The following is a 14073-nucleotide window of genomic DNA, read 5'->3' as shown; positions in this document are numbered from 1 at the left end:
TTGTAGTCAACTGAAAGGTTCAGGAAATGGCAGTCGGAAAAGAGATTCTCACCAAGATCCGAAGCGTGCAGAACACGCAGAAGATCACCCGCGCGATGCAAATGGTGGCAACCTCCAAGATGCGCAAAACGCAAGAGCGTATGCGCGCTGCCCGTCCTTACGCCGAGAAGGTGCGTACCGTCATGGCGCACCTCGCTCAGGCTAATGCGGATCTTGAGCATCCACTGCTTGCCCGTCGCGACGTCATCAAGCGCGCCGGCATCATTGTCGTTACCTCGGACAAGGGCTTGTGTGGCGGTTTGAACGCCAACATCCTCAAGCGCTTCTTCTCCAAGGTGAAAGAACTGCAAGATGCCGACGTCAAGGTCGACGTGTGCTGCCTCGGTCAGAAAGGTCTTTCTGCCGCCCAGCGCACCCGCCTGAACGTGACGGCGAGCGCGGTCCATCTGGGCGATGTGCCCAAGATGGACAAACTGATTGGCCCGCTTACAGTGATGTTGAAGCAGTACGCCGATGGCGAACTGGACGCGGTCTACATCGTGTATTCCCGTTTCATCAATACGATGAAGCAGGAGCCGGCCCTGGAACAGCTGCTTCCGCTGTCCCCGGACAACATGGTGGTCGAGCACACGCACTCGTGGGATTACCTCTACGAGCCGAATGCGGTCGACGTCATGGAGTTCCTGGTGAAGCGTTATATCGAATCGGTGGTGTACCAGTCGGTAGCCGAAAACATGGCTTCCGAACAGGCTGCCCGTATGGTGGCGATGAAGTCCGCCACCGACAACGCGGGTAACGCCATCAAGCAGCTGCGACTCGTGTACAACAAGTCGCGCCAGGCAGCGATTACCAAGGAATTGTCCGAAATCGTGTCCGGTGCCGCAGCGGTGTAAGCCGGTAACAGACTGTAAAAGTTTATTGAGTTAGGAACCGATAATGAGCCAAGGCAAAATCGTACAAATCATTGGCCCGGTACTCGACGTGGAGTTTCCGCGCGATGCCATGCCAAGGGTTTATGATGCCCTGAAGCTGGTCGACACCGATCTGACGCTTGAAGTCCAGCAGCAGCTGGGCGACGGCGTGGTGCGTACCATTGCGATGGGTAGCTCGGACGGCCTGAAGCGTGGCATGGCAGTAGTGAACACCGGCGCAGCGATCTCCGTGCCGGTAGGTGCCGTCACCCTGGGTCGTATCATGGACGTGCTGGGTAACCCGGTTGACGAAGCCGGCCCGGTAGCGACCGAAACCCGTCGTGCCATTCACCAGCCGGCCCCGAAGTTCGACGAACTGTCGAGCGCAACCGAACTGCTGGAAACCGGCATCAAGGTGATCGACCTGCTGTGCCCGTTCGCCAAGGGCGGTAAAGTGGGTCTGTTCGGTGGTGCCGGTGTGGGCAAGACCGTGAACATGATGGAGCTCATCAACAACATCGCCAAGGCGCACTCGGGTCTGTCCGTGTTTGCCGGCGTGGGTGAGCGCACTCGTGAAGGTAACGACTTCTACCACGAAATGAAGGACTCCAACGTCCTCGACAAAGTGGCGATGGTTTACGGCCAGATGAACGAGCCGCCGGGCAACCGTCTGCGCGTGGCGCTGACCGGTCTGACCATGGCGGAACAGTTCCGCGACGAGAAGGACGAAAACGGCAAGGGCCGCGACGTTCTGTTCTTCGTGGACAACATCTACCGCTACACCCTGGCCGGTACCGAAGTATCCGCCCTGCTGGGTCGTATGCCGTCTGCGGTGGGTTACCAGCCGACGCTGGCCGAGGAAATGGGCCGTCTGCAGGAACGTATTACCTCGACCAAGGAAGGTTCGATTACTTCCATCCAGGCCGTTTACGTCCCTGCCGATGACTTGACCGACCCGTCCCCGGCCACCACCTTCGCCCACCTGGATGCGACCGTGGTACTGTCGCGTGACATCGCTTCGCTGGGTATCTACCCGGCGGTGGATCCGCTCGACTCCACTTCCCGCCAGCTGGATCCGCTGGTGGTGGGTGAAGAGCACTACTCTGTGGCGCGTGGTGTACAGACCACCCTGCAGAAGTACAAGGAACTGCGCGACATCATCGCAATTCTGGGTATGGATGAACTGTCCGAAGAGGACAAGCTGGTCGTGGCGCGTGCTCGTAAGATCCAGCGCTTCCTCTCCCAGCCGTTCCACGTGGCCGAAGTATTTACCGGTTCGCCGGGCAAGTACGTGTCGCTGCGTGACACCATCAAGGGCTTCAAGGCCATTCTCAGCGGTGAGTACGACCACCTGCCGGAACAAGCGTTCTACATGGTTGGCTCCATCGACGAAGCTGCTGAGAAAGCCAAGTCCCTGTAACCAAGGAGAGGGCTCATGGCCAAGATGCATGTGGAAGTGGTCAGCACCGAACAGCTCATCTACTCGGGTGAGGCAGAATTCCTCGTGGCTCCGGCCCAGGAAGGCGAGATCGGTGTGTATCCGCGACACGTGCCGCTGCTGACCCGTATCAAGCCCGGTGTACTGCGTCTGACAGTGCCGGGCTCCAAGGACGAGGTACTGGTGGCGGTGTCGGGTGGCATGATGGAAGTGCAACCGACCCACATCACTGTTCTGGCCGATACGGCGATTCGCGGTGAGGATATCGACGAGGCTCGTGCCAACGAGGCCAAGCGTGCCGCCGAGGAAACGTTGAAGAAGTCGGTCGACGACCTCGACACGGCAAAAGCCCACGCCGCTCTGGCGGTGGCGATTGCCGAGCTGAAGGCGCTCGACTACCTCAGAAAGCGTGTCCACTAAAAGCACGCGAGCAAATCGTGTATAGTGCAAGGCTGCCACATTGTGGCAGCCTTTTTTCATTGTTTAACGCATAGTCAACGCTCATGGCCCGACTCAGTATCGTCATTCTCGCTGCCGGCAAAGGCAAGCGCATGTACTCCTCCCTGCCCAAGGTGCTGCACCCGATCGGGGGCGAACCGATGCTGGCGCGGGTGATCCGCACCGCCCGCTCACTCGATCCGGAAACGCTGGTGGTGGTCTACGGCCACGGCGGCGACAAGGTGCGGGCGGTGATCGGTGAAACGGCGGTGAGCTGGGCCGAGCAGGCCGAGCAGTTGGGCACCGGGCACGCGCTGAAGATGGCCTTGTCGGCTTTGCCGGCCGACGGCAAGACGCTGGTACTGTACGGCGACGTTCCGTTGATTACCCAGTCGACACTGCTGGATCTGGTGGCGGCCGCCGGCGACGAAGTCGCATTGCTGACCGACGTTCTCGACAACCCTTCCGGTTACGGCCGCATCGTGCGCGATGGTGACGGCAGCATCCGCGCTATCGTCGAAGACAAGGACTGTGCGCCCGAGCAGCAGGCCATCCGCGAGATCAACACCGGCATGCTGGTGCTGCCGAATGCCCGTCTGGCCGGCTGGCTCAGCGCGTTGTCCAACGGCAACGCCCAGGGCGAATACTATCTGACCGACGTGATCGAACTGGCGGTGCGTGACGGCGTGCGCGTGCATGGTGTGAAAGTGCCTGCCTCGTGGCAGGCCGCCGGCGTCAACAACAAGGTGCAGCTGGCCGAACTGGAGCGCATCCTGCAGCAGAACCAGGCGCGTGCCCTGCTGGAAGCCGGCGTCACGCTGGCCGACCCGGCGCGCATCGACATCCGTGGCGTGCTGCGTCACGGGCAGGACGTCAGCATCGACGTCGGCTGCGTGTTCGAGGGTGAGGTCGAGCTGGGCGAGGGCGTCTCCATCGGCGCCCACTGTGTGCTGAAGAACGTCAAGGTAGCGGCTGGCAGCAAGATCGCGCCGTTCTCGCACCTGGAAGACGCGGTGGTCGGTGCCGGCTGCAAGATCGGCCCTTACGCCCGTCTGCGACCTGGTGCCGACCTGGCCGATCAGGTACACATCGGCAACTTTGTCGAAGTGAAGAAGAGCAAGATCGGCCTTGGCAGCAAGGTCAATCACCTGACCTATATCGGTGACGCCGAGATCGGTCGTGGCAGCAACATCGGCGCCGGCACGGTGACCTGTAACTACGATGGCGTCAACAAGTTCAAGACCGTGATCGGCGACAATGCCTTCGTCGGCTCCGGCACCATGCTGGTGGCGCCGGTGACGGTGGAGGATGGCGCCACCATCGGCGCCGGTTCGGTGATCAGCAAAACTGCGCCGGCCGAGGCGCTGACCGTGGCGCGCGCGCGCCAGACCACGGTTGCCGGCTGGCAGCGGCCGCAGAAGAAAGGCTGAACCCTAGCACTCGGTGCCCAACCGAGTACGCGGCGCCCCGTTTTCTCCGTTGGAAGAGAAAGCCGGGCGCCGTTTTCATTGGGATAACTGACTCCTGTGCGACACCTAGGTGGTTGTGTCATATAAAGACTGACGAGCGTCTCCTGCTCCATCTTGCCAGGCAAGATTCCACGCTGTTATCATCACGAAACTTTCGAAACGAAACAAGTGAATGACGAAACGAAATACTCAACAGCGACGCCATGCCATTGCCGCCCTGGTTCAGGAGCGTGGCGAGGTGAGTGTCGACGAGCTGACGAAACGTTTCTCAACATCCGAAGTGACCATCCGTAAGGATCTGGCCTTGCTGGAAACGGGAGGACTGCTGCTGCGCCGTTATGGCGGAGCCGTCTCCCTGCCCAATGAAATGGTGATCGAAGAGGATGCCGAACAGGTTTCACAACGAAAGATAGCTATTGCCCGCGCCGCTGCAGAGCGGATTCGCGACCATAACCGTGTCATCATCGACAGCGGCACCACCACCAGCGCCATGATTCCCTTGCTCGGCAACAAGCGCGGGCTGGTGGTGATGACTAATTCGCTCAAGGTGGCGGGAGCGCTGTGCGAGCTGGAAAACGAACCGACGCTGTTGATGACCGGCGGCACCTGGGATCCGCATTCCGAGTCTTTTCAGGGACAGGTGGCGGAGCAGGTGTTGCGTTCCTATGATTTCGACCAACTCTTCATCGGTGCGGATGGCATCGATCTCGAACGGGGCACCACCACCTTCAACGAACTGGTGGGCCTCTCTCGGGTGATGGCCGAAGTGGCACGCGAAGTGATCGTCATGGTCGAGTCGGAAAAGATTGGCCGCCGCATCCCCAATCTGGAGTTGCCGTGGGAGCGGATTCATACCCTGGTCACGGACGATGCCCTCGCCATGGATGCCAGGGAAAAGATACGGGCGAAAGGCATCGCGCTGATTTGCGCGCCTTCGTCCATTGACAGTTCAAGGAGAAAATAATGTGTGGCATTGTCGGCGCGATCGCATCGCGTAATGTGGTTCCGGTCTTGGTCGATGGCCTCAAGCGCCTCGAATATCGTGGTTACGACTCGGCCGGCGTGGCCGTGCTGGCGGGCGACGAGATCCGCCGCGTGCGCCGTGTCGGCCGTGTCGCCGAAATGGAAAGCGCGACCGTGGCCGAAGGCCTCGACGGTCAGGTCGGTATCGGCCACACCCGCTGGGCAACGCACGGCGGTGTGACCGAACCCAATGCCCACCCGCACGTCTCGCACGGCCAGATCGCCGTGGTCCACAACGGCATCATCGAAAACCACGAAGAGCAGCGCGAGCGGCTGCGCGCCCTGGGCTACCGCTTCGAGTCGCAGACCGACACCGAAGTCATCGCCCACCTGGTGCATCACTATTACCAGACGTCGCCCGACCTGTTCGCGGCAGTACGCCGTACCGTGCGTGAGCTGACCGGAGCCTACGCCATCGGCGTGATCGCGCTGGACCGCCCTGACGAACTGATCTGCGCCCGCATGGGCTGCCCGCTGCTGGTGGGCCTGGGCGAAGGCGAAAACTTTATCGCCTCCGACGTCTCCGCTATCCTGTCCGCCACGCGCCGCGTGATCTTCCTGGAAGAGGGCGACCTGGGCTATATCACCCGCGACGGCGTCAAGCTGATCGACAAGGACGACCAGCCGGTGGAGCGCGCCTTGCACGTCTCCGACGTCTCGCTGGCTTCGCTCGAATTGGGCCCGTACAGCCACTTCATGCAGAAGGAAATCCACGAGCAGCCCAAGGCGCTGTCCGACACCATCGAAGCGGTGCTCGACGCCGGTTTCTCGGCCGAGCTGTTCGGCCCCAACGCCGCCGCGCTGCTGCCGACGCTGGAAGGCGTCAAGATCCTCGCCTGCGGCACCAGCTACTACGCTGGCCTGACTGCCAAGTACTGGATCGAGAGCATTGCCGGCGTGCCGTGCGACGTCGAAATCGCCAGCGAATACCGCTACCGCGACGCCTGGGCCAACCCCAAGCACCTGATCGTCACCATCTCGCAGTCGGGCGAAACGCTCGACACCATGGAAGCGCTGAAGTACGCCAAGTCGCTGGGCCACACTGCCGCACTGTCGATTTGCAACGTGCGCGAATCGGCCATCCCGCGCGCCTCCGAACTGGTGTTCTACACCCGCGCCGGTGCCGAGATCGGCGTCGCCTCGACCAAGGCCTTCACCACCCAGCTGGTCGCCCTGTTCGCGCTGGCGGTGACGCTGGGCAAGGTGCGTGGCCGCGTCAGCGACGAGCAGCAGGCGCAGTTCCTGGACGAGCTGCGTCACCTGCCTGGCAGCGTGCAGCACGCCCTCAACCTCGAGCCGCAGATCAAGGCCTGGGCCGACAAGTTCGCCGCCAAGAACGACGCGCTGTTCCTTGGCCGTGGCCTGCATTACCCGATCGCCCTGGAAGGCGCGCTCAAGCTCAAGGAAATCTCCTACATCCACGCCGAAGCCTACCCGGCGGGCGAGCTCAAGCACGGTCCGCTGGCGCTGGTCGACAGCAACATGCCGGTGGTGGTGATTGCGCCCAACGACAGCCTGCTGGAAAAGGTGAAGTCCAACATGCAGGAAGTGCGCGCGCGCGGCGGCGAGCTGTTTGTCTTCGCCGACCTCGACAGCCACTTCAGCGAGTCGGAAGGCGTGCACGTGATCCGCACCCCGCGCCACGTCGGCGTGCTGAGCCCGGTGGTGCACGCCATCCCGGTGCAACTGCTGGCCTACCACGCTGCCTTGGCGCGTGGCACCGACGTCGACAAGCCACGCAATTTGGCCAAATCCGTGACGGTTGAATGACTTTGACATATTTTGCTTGATGATGATAAGTGACAAAAATGTTTGCACTGTGACAATTATGTTTGCACTGTGACAAATATGTTTGCACTCTTGGTTTGCCGCCAAGTAGTGCCTGTGATGCAAAAGTGCCCTCAAGGATCCTTGGGGGCACGGTTGCTTAAGATGTGTTGAAGCCTAGAGCTTCTTGGTTGAAGTAAGGTTTTCCGTGAGTTCCAAGCGCGTCCCTCGTTCCCTTCCAGAAAACGTCCCGCCCGCTGCTATCGATGCCGAAGCATGTTTGGTGATGCCATATCTGACTGATGAGACGATCATCTCGATGGTGTCCCGTTACCATGTGCAGAGCGGTAGCACCGAAGGCGACACGAGAGGAACTCGATGACTATGCTGGCCGTGTCATCAAAGCCAACCCTGAAAATTACCGTGGCAGGAAATAAGGTTTCCATAGCTGCGGATACATCGAGCGGTCGCAAGGCCGCTTTTTCGTATTCGACCAAGGTATAGCATTCTTATTCCTTCGTGCCGTTTTGCACCGCTCACCAAGCCCGCTACAATACCCCCCATGAAATTGCTGCGCTGCCTCCTGCTACTGTTACTGGCCATCGCCCTGCCGTTCAACGCAGCGATGGCCGGTTTCGCTCAGTTGGAGGAAGGCGAGGGAGACCATCCGTCCGTGGTCGAGAAGGTCAGTATCCATGAGCACCGCAGCATTTTCGGTGACTCCGAGCAGCACACTCACAAGGTCGGCGACGAAGTGAAGCTCGACGGCTGCAAGTCCTGCAGCTTTACCAAGGGCGTGCCGTCCCTCCCGTCCCTCCCTCATCCCATTGTCCCGACATCCTCTGTGTGGACTGGCAGCGAGGATCAGTTTCCCAACGACCATGCGCCGGCCCCTCCCGAGCGGCCTCCCAAAAAACGTGCCTGATCCGGCGCGTTGACGCAGCTCCAGTTTCCTCTCCTGCCCTCATCGCGCCGGCCGGCGTCGTCGTGACGCATTGCCATTGTCCATTTCGATGAGGTCATCATGCCTTACCCCCATCCGTTTTATCGAGGGGCGTTGGGTGTGGCCGCGCTCTGGTTGGGCTTGTCCGCCCCGCTGTCCGCCGCCACGCTCAAAGACGCCCTCGACCATGCCTGGGCTGCCTATTTGCCGGCCCAGTCCGCCCGCACGGCGCAATTCGACGCGCAAGACGCGGCCGCCCGTGCTTGGCTGCCTGAACCGCCCACGCTGACGTTGTCCGGCCGCAGTGACCAGCTTGATGGCAACGCCGGCAGGCGCGAGTGGGAAGCCGAAGTCGGCGTGCCACTGTGGCTATGGGGGCAGCGCGACCGAGCTGGCGCCGTGGCGCAAGGCGAGCGCGATGCCAGCATGCAAGGCTTGGCACAGCAACGCTGGCAGCTGGCTGGTGAACTGCGCGAAGCATGGTGGGAAGTCCGCCTCGCGCAAGTCGAGCTGGACGCCACCGACCTCAAGCTCAAGGAAGCCAGCCGGCTCGAGGCCGACGTCGCCCGCCGGGTCAAGGCGGGCGATCTGGCACCGCTGGACCAGAACCTGGCGCGCAGCACGGTGAGCCAGGCCAAGAGTGAACGCTTGCGCGCGCAGGCGGCGCTGACCCGAGCCCAAGGGCAGTTCGCTGCCTTGTCGCGCGGGGCGCGGGTGCCGGATCAGGATGAAATCCTGGCCGGCGAGATCGCACCGGAACAGCATCCGCAGCTGCAGGAGCTGGCCGCCAAGGCCTCGGTAGCCCAAGCCAAGCTACAGCAAGCGGCGGGGGATACCCGCAACAATCCGGAACTGGCGTTCACCGTGACTCGCGAGCGCGACAGCCGCGAAGAGGCCTACCAGAACCTCGCCAAGATCGCGATCAAGATTCCGTTCGGATCCTCTGCACGCAATCAGCCGCGCATCACCGCCGCCAACGCCGAACTGATCGAGGCCCAGCTCGCGCGCGATAGCGCCCAGCGCAAACTGGCGGCCAGTGTGGCGGCAAGTCGGGCCGAACTCGAGCAAAGCCGGGGAACGGCGGCGCTGCAGCAGGAACGCCTGCAACTGGCGGAGCAGAGCTTCGTCTGGGTGGACAAGGCGTTCCAGGCCGGCCAACTCGAGTTGCCGGCGCTGATCCGTGCCGAAACCGAACTCGCCGATGCTCGCCTCCAGGCCGCCCGTACCCGATCCGAGGCGGCGCGTGCCGTTTCCCGCTACAACCAGGCCGTGGGAGCCCTGCCATGATCCGCCAAACCCTGCTGTTCACGCTGTTGTTCGCCCCTGTTCTTGTTTTCGCCCACGGCGGCGAAGATCACGGCGATGGCGCCAAACCGGCTGTTTCGGCCAACGTGGCGCCGCGTGCCGAGGCTCACACCGAACTGTTCGAATTACTCGTCACACCGGCGGGTGGTCAGCTCACCGTCTATCTCGACCGCTACGCCAGCAACGAACCGGTGACCGGTGCCAAGGTGGAAATCGAAAGCGGCAGCTGGAAGACCGTCGCGCAAGCGGCCGAGGACGGCAGCTATCGTGCCAAGGCACCGCAGTTCGCCAAGCCGGGCCAGTACCCCTTGGTCCTTACCGTACAGGCCGGTGCCGACACCGACCTGATCGAGACCACGCTGGTGGTGGCCGAGCCGACCAAACCGGTGGCCGCCGTAACCAGTCATGGTTCGGGAACGATGTGGTGGTGGGTCGGCGGCGCCCTGGTCGCGCTGGGCGCTGTCTCGGTGCTGCTCAAGCGCCGCACCACTCGTCATACCGCCTGACCGCCGGAACAAGGACAACAGAACATGAAAATGAACAAACTATTGGCGTGCCTGCTGGCACTCTGGCTGGGTCAGGCCATCGCCCACGGTGGCGAAGATCACAGCGGCGGGGCGGCCAACCCGGCTGCCGCCATCGCTTCTGATAAACCGCAACGGCTGCCGGACGGCAGCGTGTTCGTGCCCAAGGATGCGCAACGACGGCTGGCCATCCGCACCGTGGTCGGTGAGGAAAAAGCCGTGCCGCGTACCGTCGAACTCAACGGCCACGTGGTGATGGACCCGAACGCCGGCGGCCGCGTGCAGGCGATTCAGTCCGGCCGTATCGAGGGCGGGCCGAAGGGGCTGCCGGTAGCCGGCATGAAAGTCGTCAAGGGTCAGGTGCTGGGTTATGTGGTGCCGGCGGTGACGAGCGTCGAACGCGCCAACCAGAGCGCAGAGCTGGCGGATCTCGGGGTCAAGGCCCGGCTGGCAGAGAAACAGCTGGCCCGTTTGCGGGAGCTGTCCGGTACGGTACCGAAGAAGGAGGTAGAAGCACAGGAAAGCGAGTTGGCTGGGCTGCGCCAGCGCGCGGCGGCGCTCGGTGCGGCTACCGGCCGCGAGGCGCTACGCGCGCCGGTGAGCGGCGTGATTGCGCAGGCTAGCGTCGTCAGCGGCCAGGTCGTCGAGGCTCGCGACGTGCTGTTCGAGATCGTCGACCCTGCCCGGCTGATGATCGAGGCGCTGGCCTACGATGCCAAGCTCGTTGCTTCGCTGACCGATGCCAGCCTCTCCGGCACGCAGACGCCGCTGACCTTCGTCGGCGGTGCCACCGCCTTTCGCGATGGCGCGCTGCCGGTGCTGTTCCGACTGAAGCAGGCAGGCGCAAACCCACTGGCGCTTGGCCAGGCGGTCAAGGTGGTGGCGCAGACCCGCGACAGCGTCAAGGGTGTGCCGCTGCCGGCGGCGAGCGTGGTCAGGAATTCGGCCAACGAGAGCATCGTCTGGGTGCACGAGCGGGCGGAAGTATTCCGCGGCGTGCCGGTACAGGTGACGCCGCTCGACGGTGCCAACGTGGTGGCCGCAGGGCTGAAGCCTGGTGCACGAGTGGTGACCAGCGGTGCCACGCTGATCAACCAGATCCGCTGAGGAGACGATCATGTTTAGCTGGATCGTCAATACCAGTCTGAGAAACCGGCTGTTCGTGCTCGCCTTCGCCGTCATCCTGATGGTGTACGGCGGGCTTACTGCTGTGAACATGCCGGTGGATGTGTTCCCGGATCTGAACAAGCCAACCGTTACCATCATGACCGAAGCCGGCGGCATGGCCCCGGAAGAAGTTGAGCAACTGGTGTCGTTTCCGCTGGAAACGGCGATGAATGGCATGCCGGGCGTAACCCGGGTGCGCTCGGTATCCGGCATCGGCCTTTCCATTCTCTATGCCGAGTTCGAGTGGGGTTCGGACATCTACCGCAACCGCCAGTTGGTGGCCGAGCGCCTGGCTGAGGTCAAGGAACAGTTACCGGAAGGGGTCAGCCCCAATATGGGCCCGATCTCGTCGGTGATGGGCGAGATCATGCTGATTGCGCTGCCGGCCGACCCGGCCAAGGTCAGTCCGATGCAGGTGCGTGAATACGCCGACTTCGTGTTGCGACCGCGGCTGTTGTCGATTCCCGGCGTTGCCCAGGTGATCCCCATCGGTGGTGAGGTGCGGCAATTCCGTGTCGAGCCGAATACCGCGTTGATGGGCCAGCTCGATGTCAGCTTCGAGGAGCTTGACACTGCGCTGAAGGCTTTCTCGAGCAATACCAGCGGCGGCTTCCTGGAGCAGAACGCCCGTGAATACCTGATCCGCAACCTGGGGCGCACTACGCGCCTGGAAGATTTGCAGAATCTCGCTGTCAAGCTGGTCAATGGTCAACCAATCCTGTTGAAGCAACTGGCCGAGGTGAAGTTCGCTCCCTCGTTCAAACGCGGCGACGCTGGCTACGGTGCCAAGCCAGCGGTCATCGTCAGCGTGCAGAAGCAGCCCAACGCCGATTCGGTCAAATTGACCGAGCAAGTTGAGGATGCGCTTGCCAGCATGTCGAAGACCTTGCCGCCCGGCGTTTCCAAGCCTGAAATCTCATTCCGCCAAGCCGACTTCATCGAGGCGTCGATCGACAACGTACAGGAAGCGCTGCGCGACGGCGCGATCATGGTCGCGATCATCTTGTTCCTGTTCCTGATGAACGTACGCACCACCTTGATCTCGCTGACCGCGATCCCGCTGTCGTTGGCGATCACCGCCCTGGTGTTCAAGAGTATGGGGCTGTCGATCAACGTGATGACGCTGGGTGGTCTGGCGATCGCTATCGGCGAATTGGTGGACGACGCGCTAGTCGATGTCGAAAACGTGTTGCGCCGCCTGAAACAAAACAAGCCCAAGGGGGTGACCGGCATCATCAAGGTGATCGCCGTAGCATGTAACGAGGTACGGTCGGGTGTCGTGGTCGCCACCATGGTGGTGGTGCTGGTATTTGTGCCGCTGTTTGCGCTGCCGGGTATCGAAGGTCGGCTGTTCGCACCGCTTGGCGTCGCCTACATCACCTCGATCCTGTCGAGCCTGGTGGTGGCGCTCACCGTGACCCCGGTCATGTGCTACTTCCTGCTGCCGCGCATGAAGCAGATCGAGCACGGCGACTCGCGGTTGGTGCAATGGCTCAAGCGCTGGGACAAAAAGCTGCTGGAAGCGTCGTTCAGCCGTGCCAGGCTCATTCTGGCCGCTGCCGTGGTGCTGCTGGCGGCGACGGTCGCCACGGTGCCGCTGTTCCCACGCGCCTTCCTGCCGGCCTTCAACGAGGGCACGCTGACCGTATCGCTGCTGCTCAACCCGGGCACGTCGTTGGCCGAGTCGAATCGGGTTGGCAGCTTGGCCGAAGCCCTGATCAAGGAGGTTCCCGAGGTAAGGAGCGTCGGCCGCCGTACCGGTCGTGCCGAACTGGACGAACACGCCGAGGGGGTGCACTCGAGCGAGCTGGACGTCGATCTCAAGCCCTCCGAGCGTGGGCGCGAGGCGGTGATGGCGGACATTCGTGCCAAGCTGGCCCCGCTGCCGGCGGTGGCCACCGTCGGTCAGCCCATCTCGCACCGGCTCGACCACCTGCTGTCCGGTGTGCGTGCCCAGATCGCGCTGAAGATCTATGGCGACGATCTCGACACGCTGCGCGGCCAGGCGGCGAGCCTGCGCGACAAGCTGGCTCGCATTCCGGGGCTGACCGATCTGCAGATCGAGAAGCAAGTACTGATCCCCCAGATCAAGGTGCGACTCGACTATGGCAAGGCCGCGCAGTATGGCGTCTCGCCAGGAGCCTTGTTGAAGACGCTGGAGACGCTGACCGAGGGGGACACCGTGGCGCAGATCGTCGACGGCAACAAGCGCTTCAACCTGGTGGTGCGCCTGCCGGATAGCGCGCGCGATACGCCGGGGCTGGCGGGTATCCTGATCGACACCCCGCACGGGCGCATTCCGCTGTCGCAGGTCGCCAGCGTTGAAGAGTCTGACGGTCCGAATCAGATCGGTCGCGAAAACGGCCGGCGGCGCATCGTCATCGCCGCCAACACCGACGGTTCGGACATGGCCCGCATCATCGCGGATATTCGCCAAGTACTGGCCGACAGTCATCTGCCTGAAGGTTACTTCGTGAGCCTGGAGGGGCAGTTCCAGGCGCAGGAACAGGCGACCAAGCTGATCGCCGGGCTGTCGTTGGTATCGTTGGCGCTAATCTTCATGGTCCTGTACAGCCGTTACAAGTCGGTCACCCTCAGCGCGATGATCATGGGCAATATCCCGATGGCGCTGATCGGCAGCGTGATCGCGATGTGGCTGGCCGATATCACGCTGTCGGTGGCGTCGCTGGTCGGCTTCATCACGCTGACCGGTATCGCCACGCGCAACGGCATTCTCAAGATCAGCCACTACATCAACCTGTGCAAGTTCGAGGGCGAGACCTTCGGCCAGCGTCTGATCGTGCGCGGCTCGCTGGAGCGGCTTACGCCGGTGCTGATGACGGCGCTCACCGCCGCTCTGGCGCTGGTGCCGCTGCTGTTCGCCGCTGATGCGCCAGGCAAGGAAATTCTGCATCCAGTGGCGGTGGTGATCTTCGGCGGGTTGGTCAGCTCGACTCTGCTGGATACGCTGCTGACCCCGCTGATGTTCTGGCTGTTCGGCGAGAAGCCGCTACGTCAGTTGCTGCAAGACCATAGCAGCGAAGCGTTCTGATTTTTACCTGCCCCGGGCGATAGCCCGGGGATCATT

11 protein-coding genes are annotated in these 14073 nt (G+C 62.5%); all 11 read left to right on the top strand.

Features of this window, described 5'->3' with window-relative positions:
• Positions 1–26 precede the first annotated feature (26 nt).
• Positions 27–893 carry a F0F1 ATP synthase subunit gamma gene (gene atpG, locus B9N72_RS04475; RefSeq protein ID WP_085275228.1) on the top strand — a complete coding sequence of 289 codons (867 nt, stop codon included), beginning with the start codon at positions 27–29 and terminating at the stop codon, positions 891–893.
• Positions 894–936: 43 nt separating this feature from the next.
• A complete protein-coding gene (atpD, locus tag B9N72_RS04470) occupies positions 937–2331 on the top strand; it encodes a F0F1 ATP synthase subunit beta (protein WP_085275227.1) in 1395 nt (464 codons plus the stop codon).
• A 15-nt stretch (positions 2332–2346) separates the two neighbouring features.
• The gene (locus B9N72_RS04465; RefSeq protein WP_008952164.1) at positions 2347–2769 is read left to right on the top strand and encodes a F0F1 ATP synthase subunit epsilon; all 423 of its coding nucleotides are present in this window, start codon (positions 2347–2349) and stop codon (positions 2767–2769) included.
• Between the two features lie 83 nt (positions 2770–2852).
• Entirely contained in the window at positions 2853–4217 is a 1365-nt protein-coding gene (gene glmU, locus B9N72_RS04460) for a bifunctional UDP-N-acetylglucosamine diphosphorylase/glucosamine-1-phosphate N-acetyltransferase GlmU (protein WP_085275226.1), read from the top strand.
• Positions 4218–4428: 211 nt separating this feature from the next.
• Entirely contained in the window at positions 4429–5220 is a 792-nt protein-coding gene (locus B9N72_RS04455) for a DeoR/GlpR family DNA-binding transcription regulator (protein WP_085275225.1), read from the top strand.
• Positions 5220–7049: a glutamine--fructose-6-phosphate transaminase (isomerizing) gene (gene glmS / locus B9N72_RS04450; protein WP_085275224.1), complete on the top strand. Its 1830-nt coding sequence runs from the start codon at positions 5220–5222 to the stop codon at positions 7047–7049. The genes B9N72_RS04455 and glmS overlap by 1 nt, the downstream gene beginning before the upstream one ends.
• 559 nt (positions 7050–7608) lie before the next feature.
• Complete coding sequence (locus B9N72_RS04445) at positions 7609–7971, top strand: hypothetical protein (protein WP_085275223.1); 363 nt, start codon at positions 7609–7611, stop codon at positions 7969–7971.
• A gap of 99 nt (positions 7972–8070) precedes the next feature.
• Positions 8071–9276, top strand: coding sequence for a TolC family protein (locus B9N72_RS04440; RefSeq protein WP_085275222.1), 1206 nt, complete (start codon positions 8071–8073; stop codon positions 9274–9276).
• Positions 9273–9800 (top strand): hypothetical protein, encoded by a 528-nt coding sequence (locus tag B9N72_RS04435; RefSeq protein WP_085275221.1) that lies wholly within the window; start codon positions 9273–9275, stop codon positions 9798–9800. Before B9N72_RS04440 ends, B9N72_RS04435 begins: the two co-directional genes overlap by 4 nt.
• A gap of 24 nt (positions 9801–9824) precedes the next feature.
• Positions 9825–10925 carry an efflux RND transporter periplasmic adaptor subunit gene (locus tag B9N72_RS04430; protein WP_085275220.1) on the top strand — a complete coding sequence of 367 codons (1101 nt, stop codon included), beginning with the start codon at positions 9825–9827 and terminating at the stop codon, positions 10923–10925.
• Positions 10926–10935: 10 nt separating this feature from the next.
• Positions 10936–14037 (top strand): efflux RND transporter permease subunit, encoded by a 3102-nt coding sequence (locus B9N72_RS04425; protein WP_085275219.1) that lies wholly within the window; start codon positions 10936–10938, stop codon positions 14035–14037.
• Positions 14038–14073: the final 36 nt, after the last annotated feature.

Source organism: Pseudogulbenkiania subflava DSM 22618 (assembly GCF_900177275.1).
GTDB classification, from domain to species: domain Bacteria; phylum Pseudomonadota; class Gammaproteobacteria; order Burkholderiales; family Chromobacteriaceae; genus Pseudogulbenkiania; species Pseudogulbenkiania subflava.
The sequence above is the reverse complement of the archived record's forward strand: the minus strand, read 5'-3'. Positions and strand labels throughout refer to the sequence as shown.

Coding starts and splice junctions, on each gene's coding strand:
- atpG (WP_085275228.1), top strand. CDS start 27: ATGGCAGTCGGAAAAGAGATTCTCACCAAGATCCGAAGCGTGCAGAAC.
- atpD (WP_085275227.1), top strand. CDS start 937: ATGAGCCAAGGCAAAATCGTACAAATCATTGGCCCGGTACTCGACGTG.
- B9N72_RS04465 (WP_008952164.1), top strand. CDS start 2,347: ATGGCCAAGATGCATGTGGAAGTGGTCAGCACCGAACAGCTCATCTAC.
- glmU (WP_085275226.1), top strand. CDS start 2,853: ATGGCCCGACTCAGTATCGTCATTCTCGCTGCCGGCAAAGGCAAGCGC.
- B9N72_RS04455 (WP_085275225.1), top strand. CDS start 4,429: ATGACGAAACGAAATACTCAACAGCGACGCCATGCCATTGCCGCCCTG.
- glmS (WP_085275224.1), top strand. CDS start 5,220: ATGTGTGGCATTGTCGGCGCGATCGCATCGCGTAATGTGGTTCCGGTC.
- B9N72_RS04445 (WP_085275223.1), top strand. CDS start 7,609: ATGAAATTGCTGCGCTGCCTCCTGCTACTGTTACTGGCCATCGCCCTG.
- B9N72_RS04440 (WP_085275222.1), top strand. CDS start 8,071: ATGCCTTACCCCCATCCGTTTTATCGAGGGGCGTTGGGTGTGGCCGCG.
- B9N72_RS04435 (WP_085275221.1), top strand. CDS start 9,273: ATGATCCGCCAAACCCTGCTGTTCACGCTGTTGTTCGCCCCTGTTCTT.
- B9N72_RS04430 (WP_085275220.1), top strand. CDS start 9,825: ATGAAAATGAACAAACTATTGGCGTGCCTGCTGGCACTCTGGCTGGGT.
- B9N72_RS04425 (WP_085275219.1), top strand. CDS start 10,936: ATGTTTAGCTGGATCGTCAATACCAGTCTGAGAAACCGGCTGTTCGTG.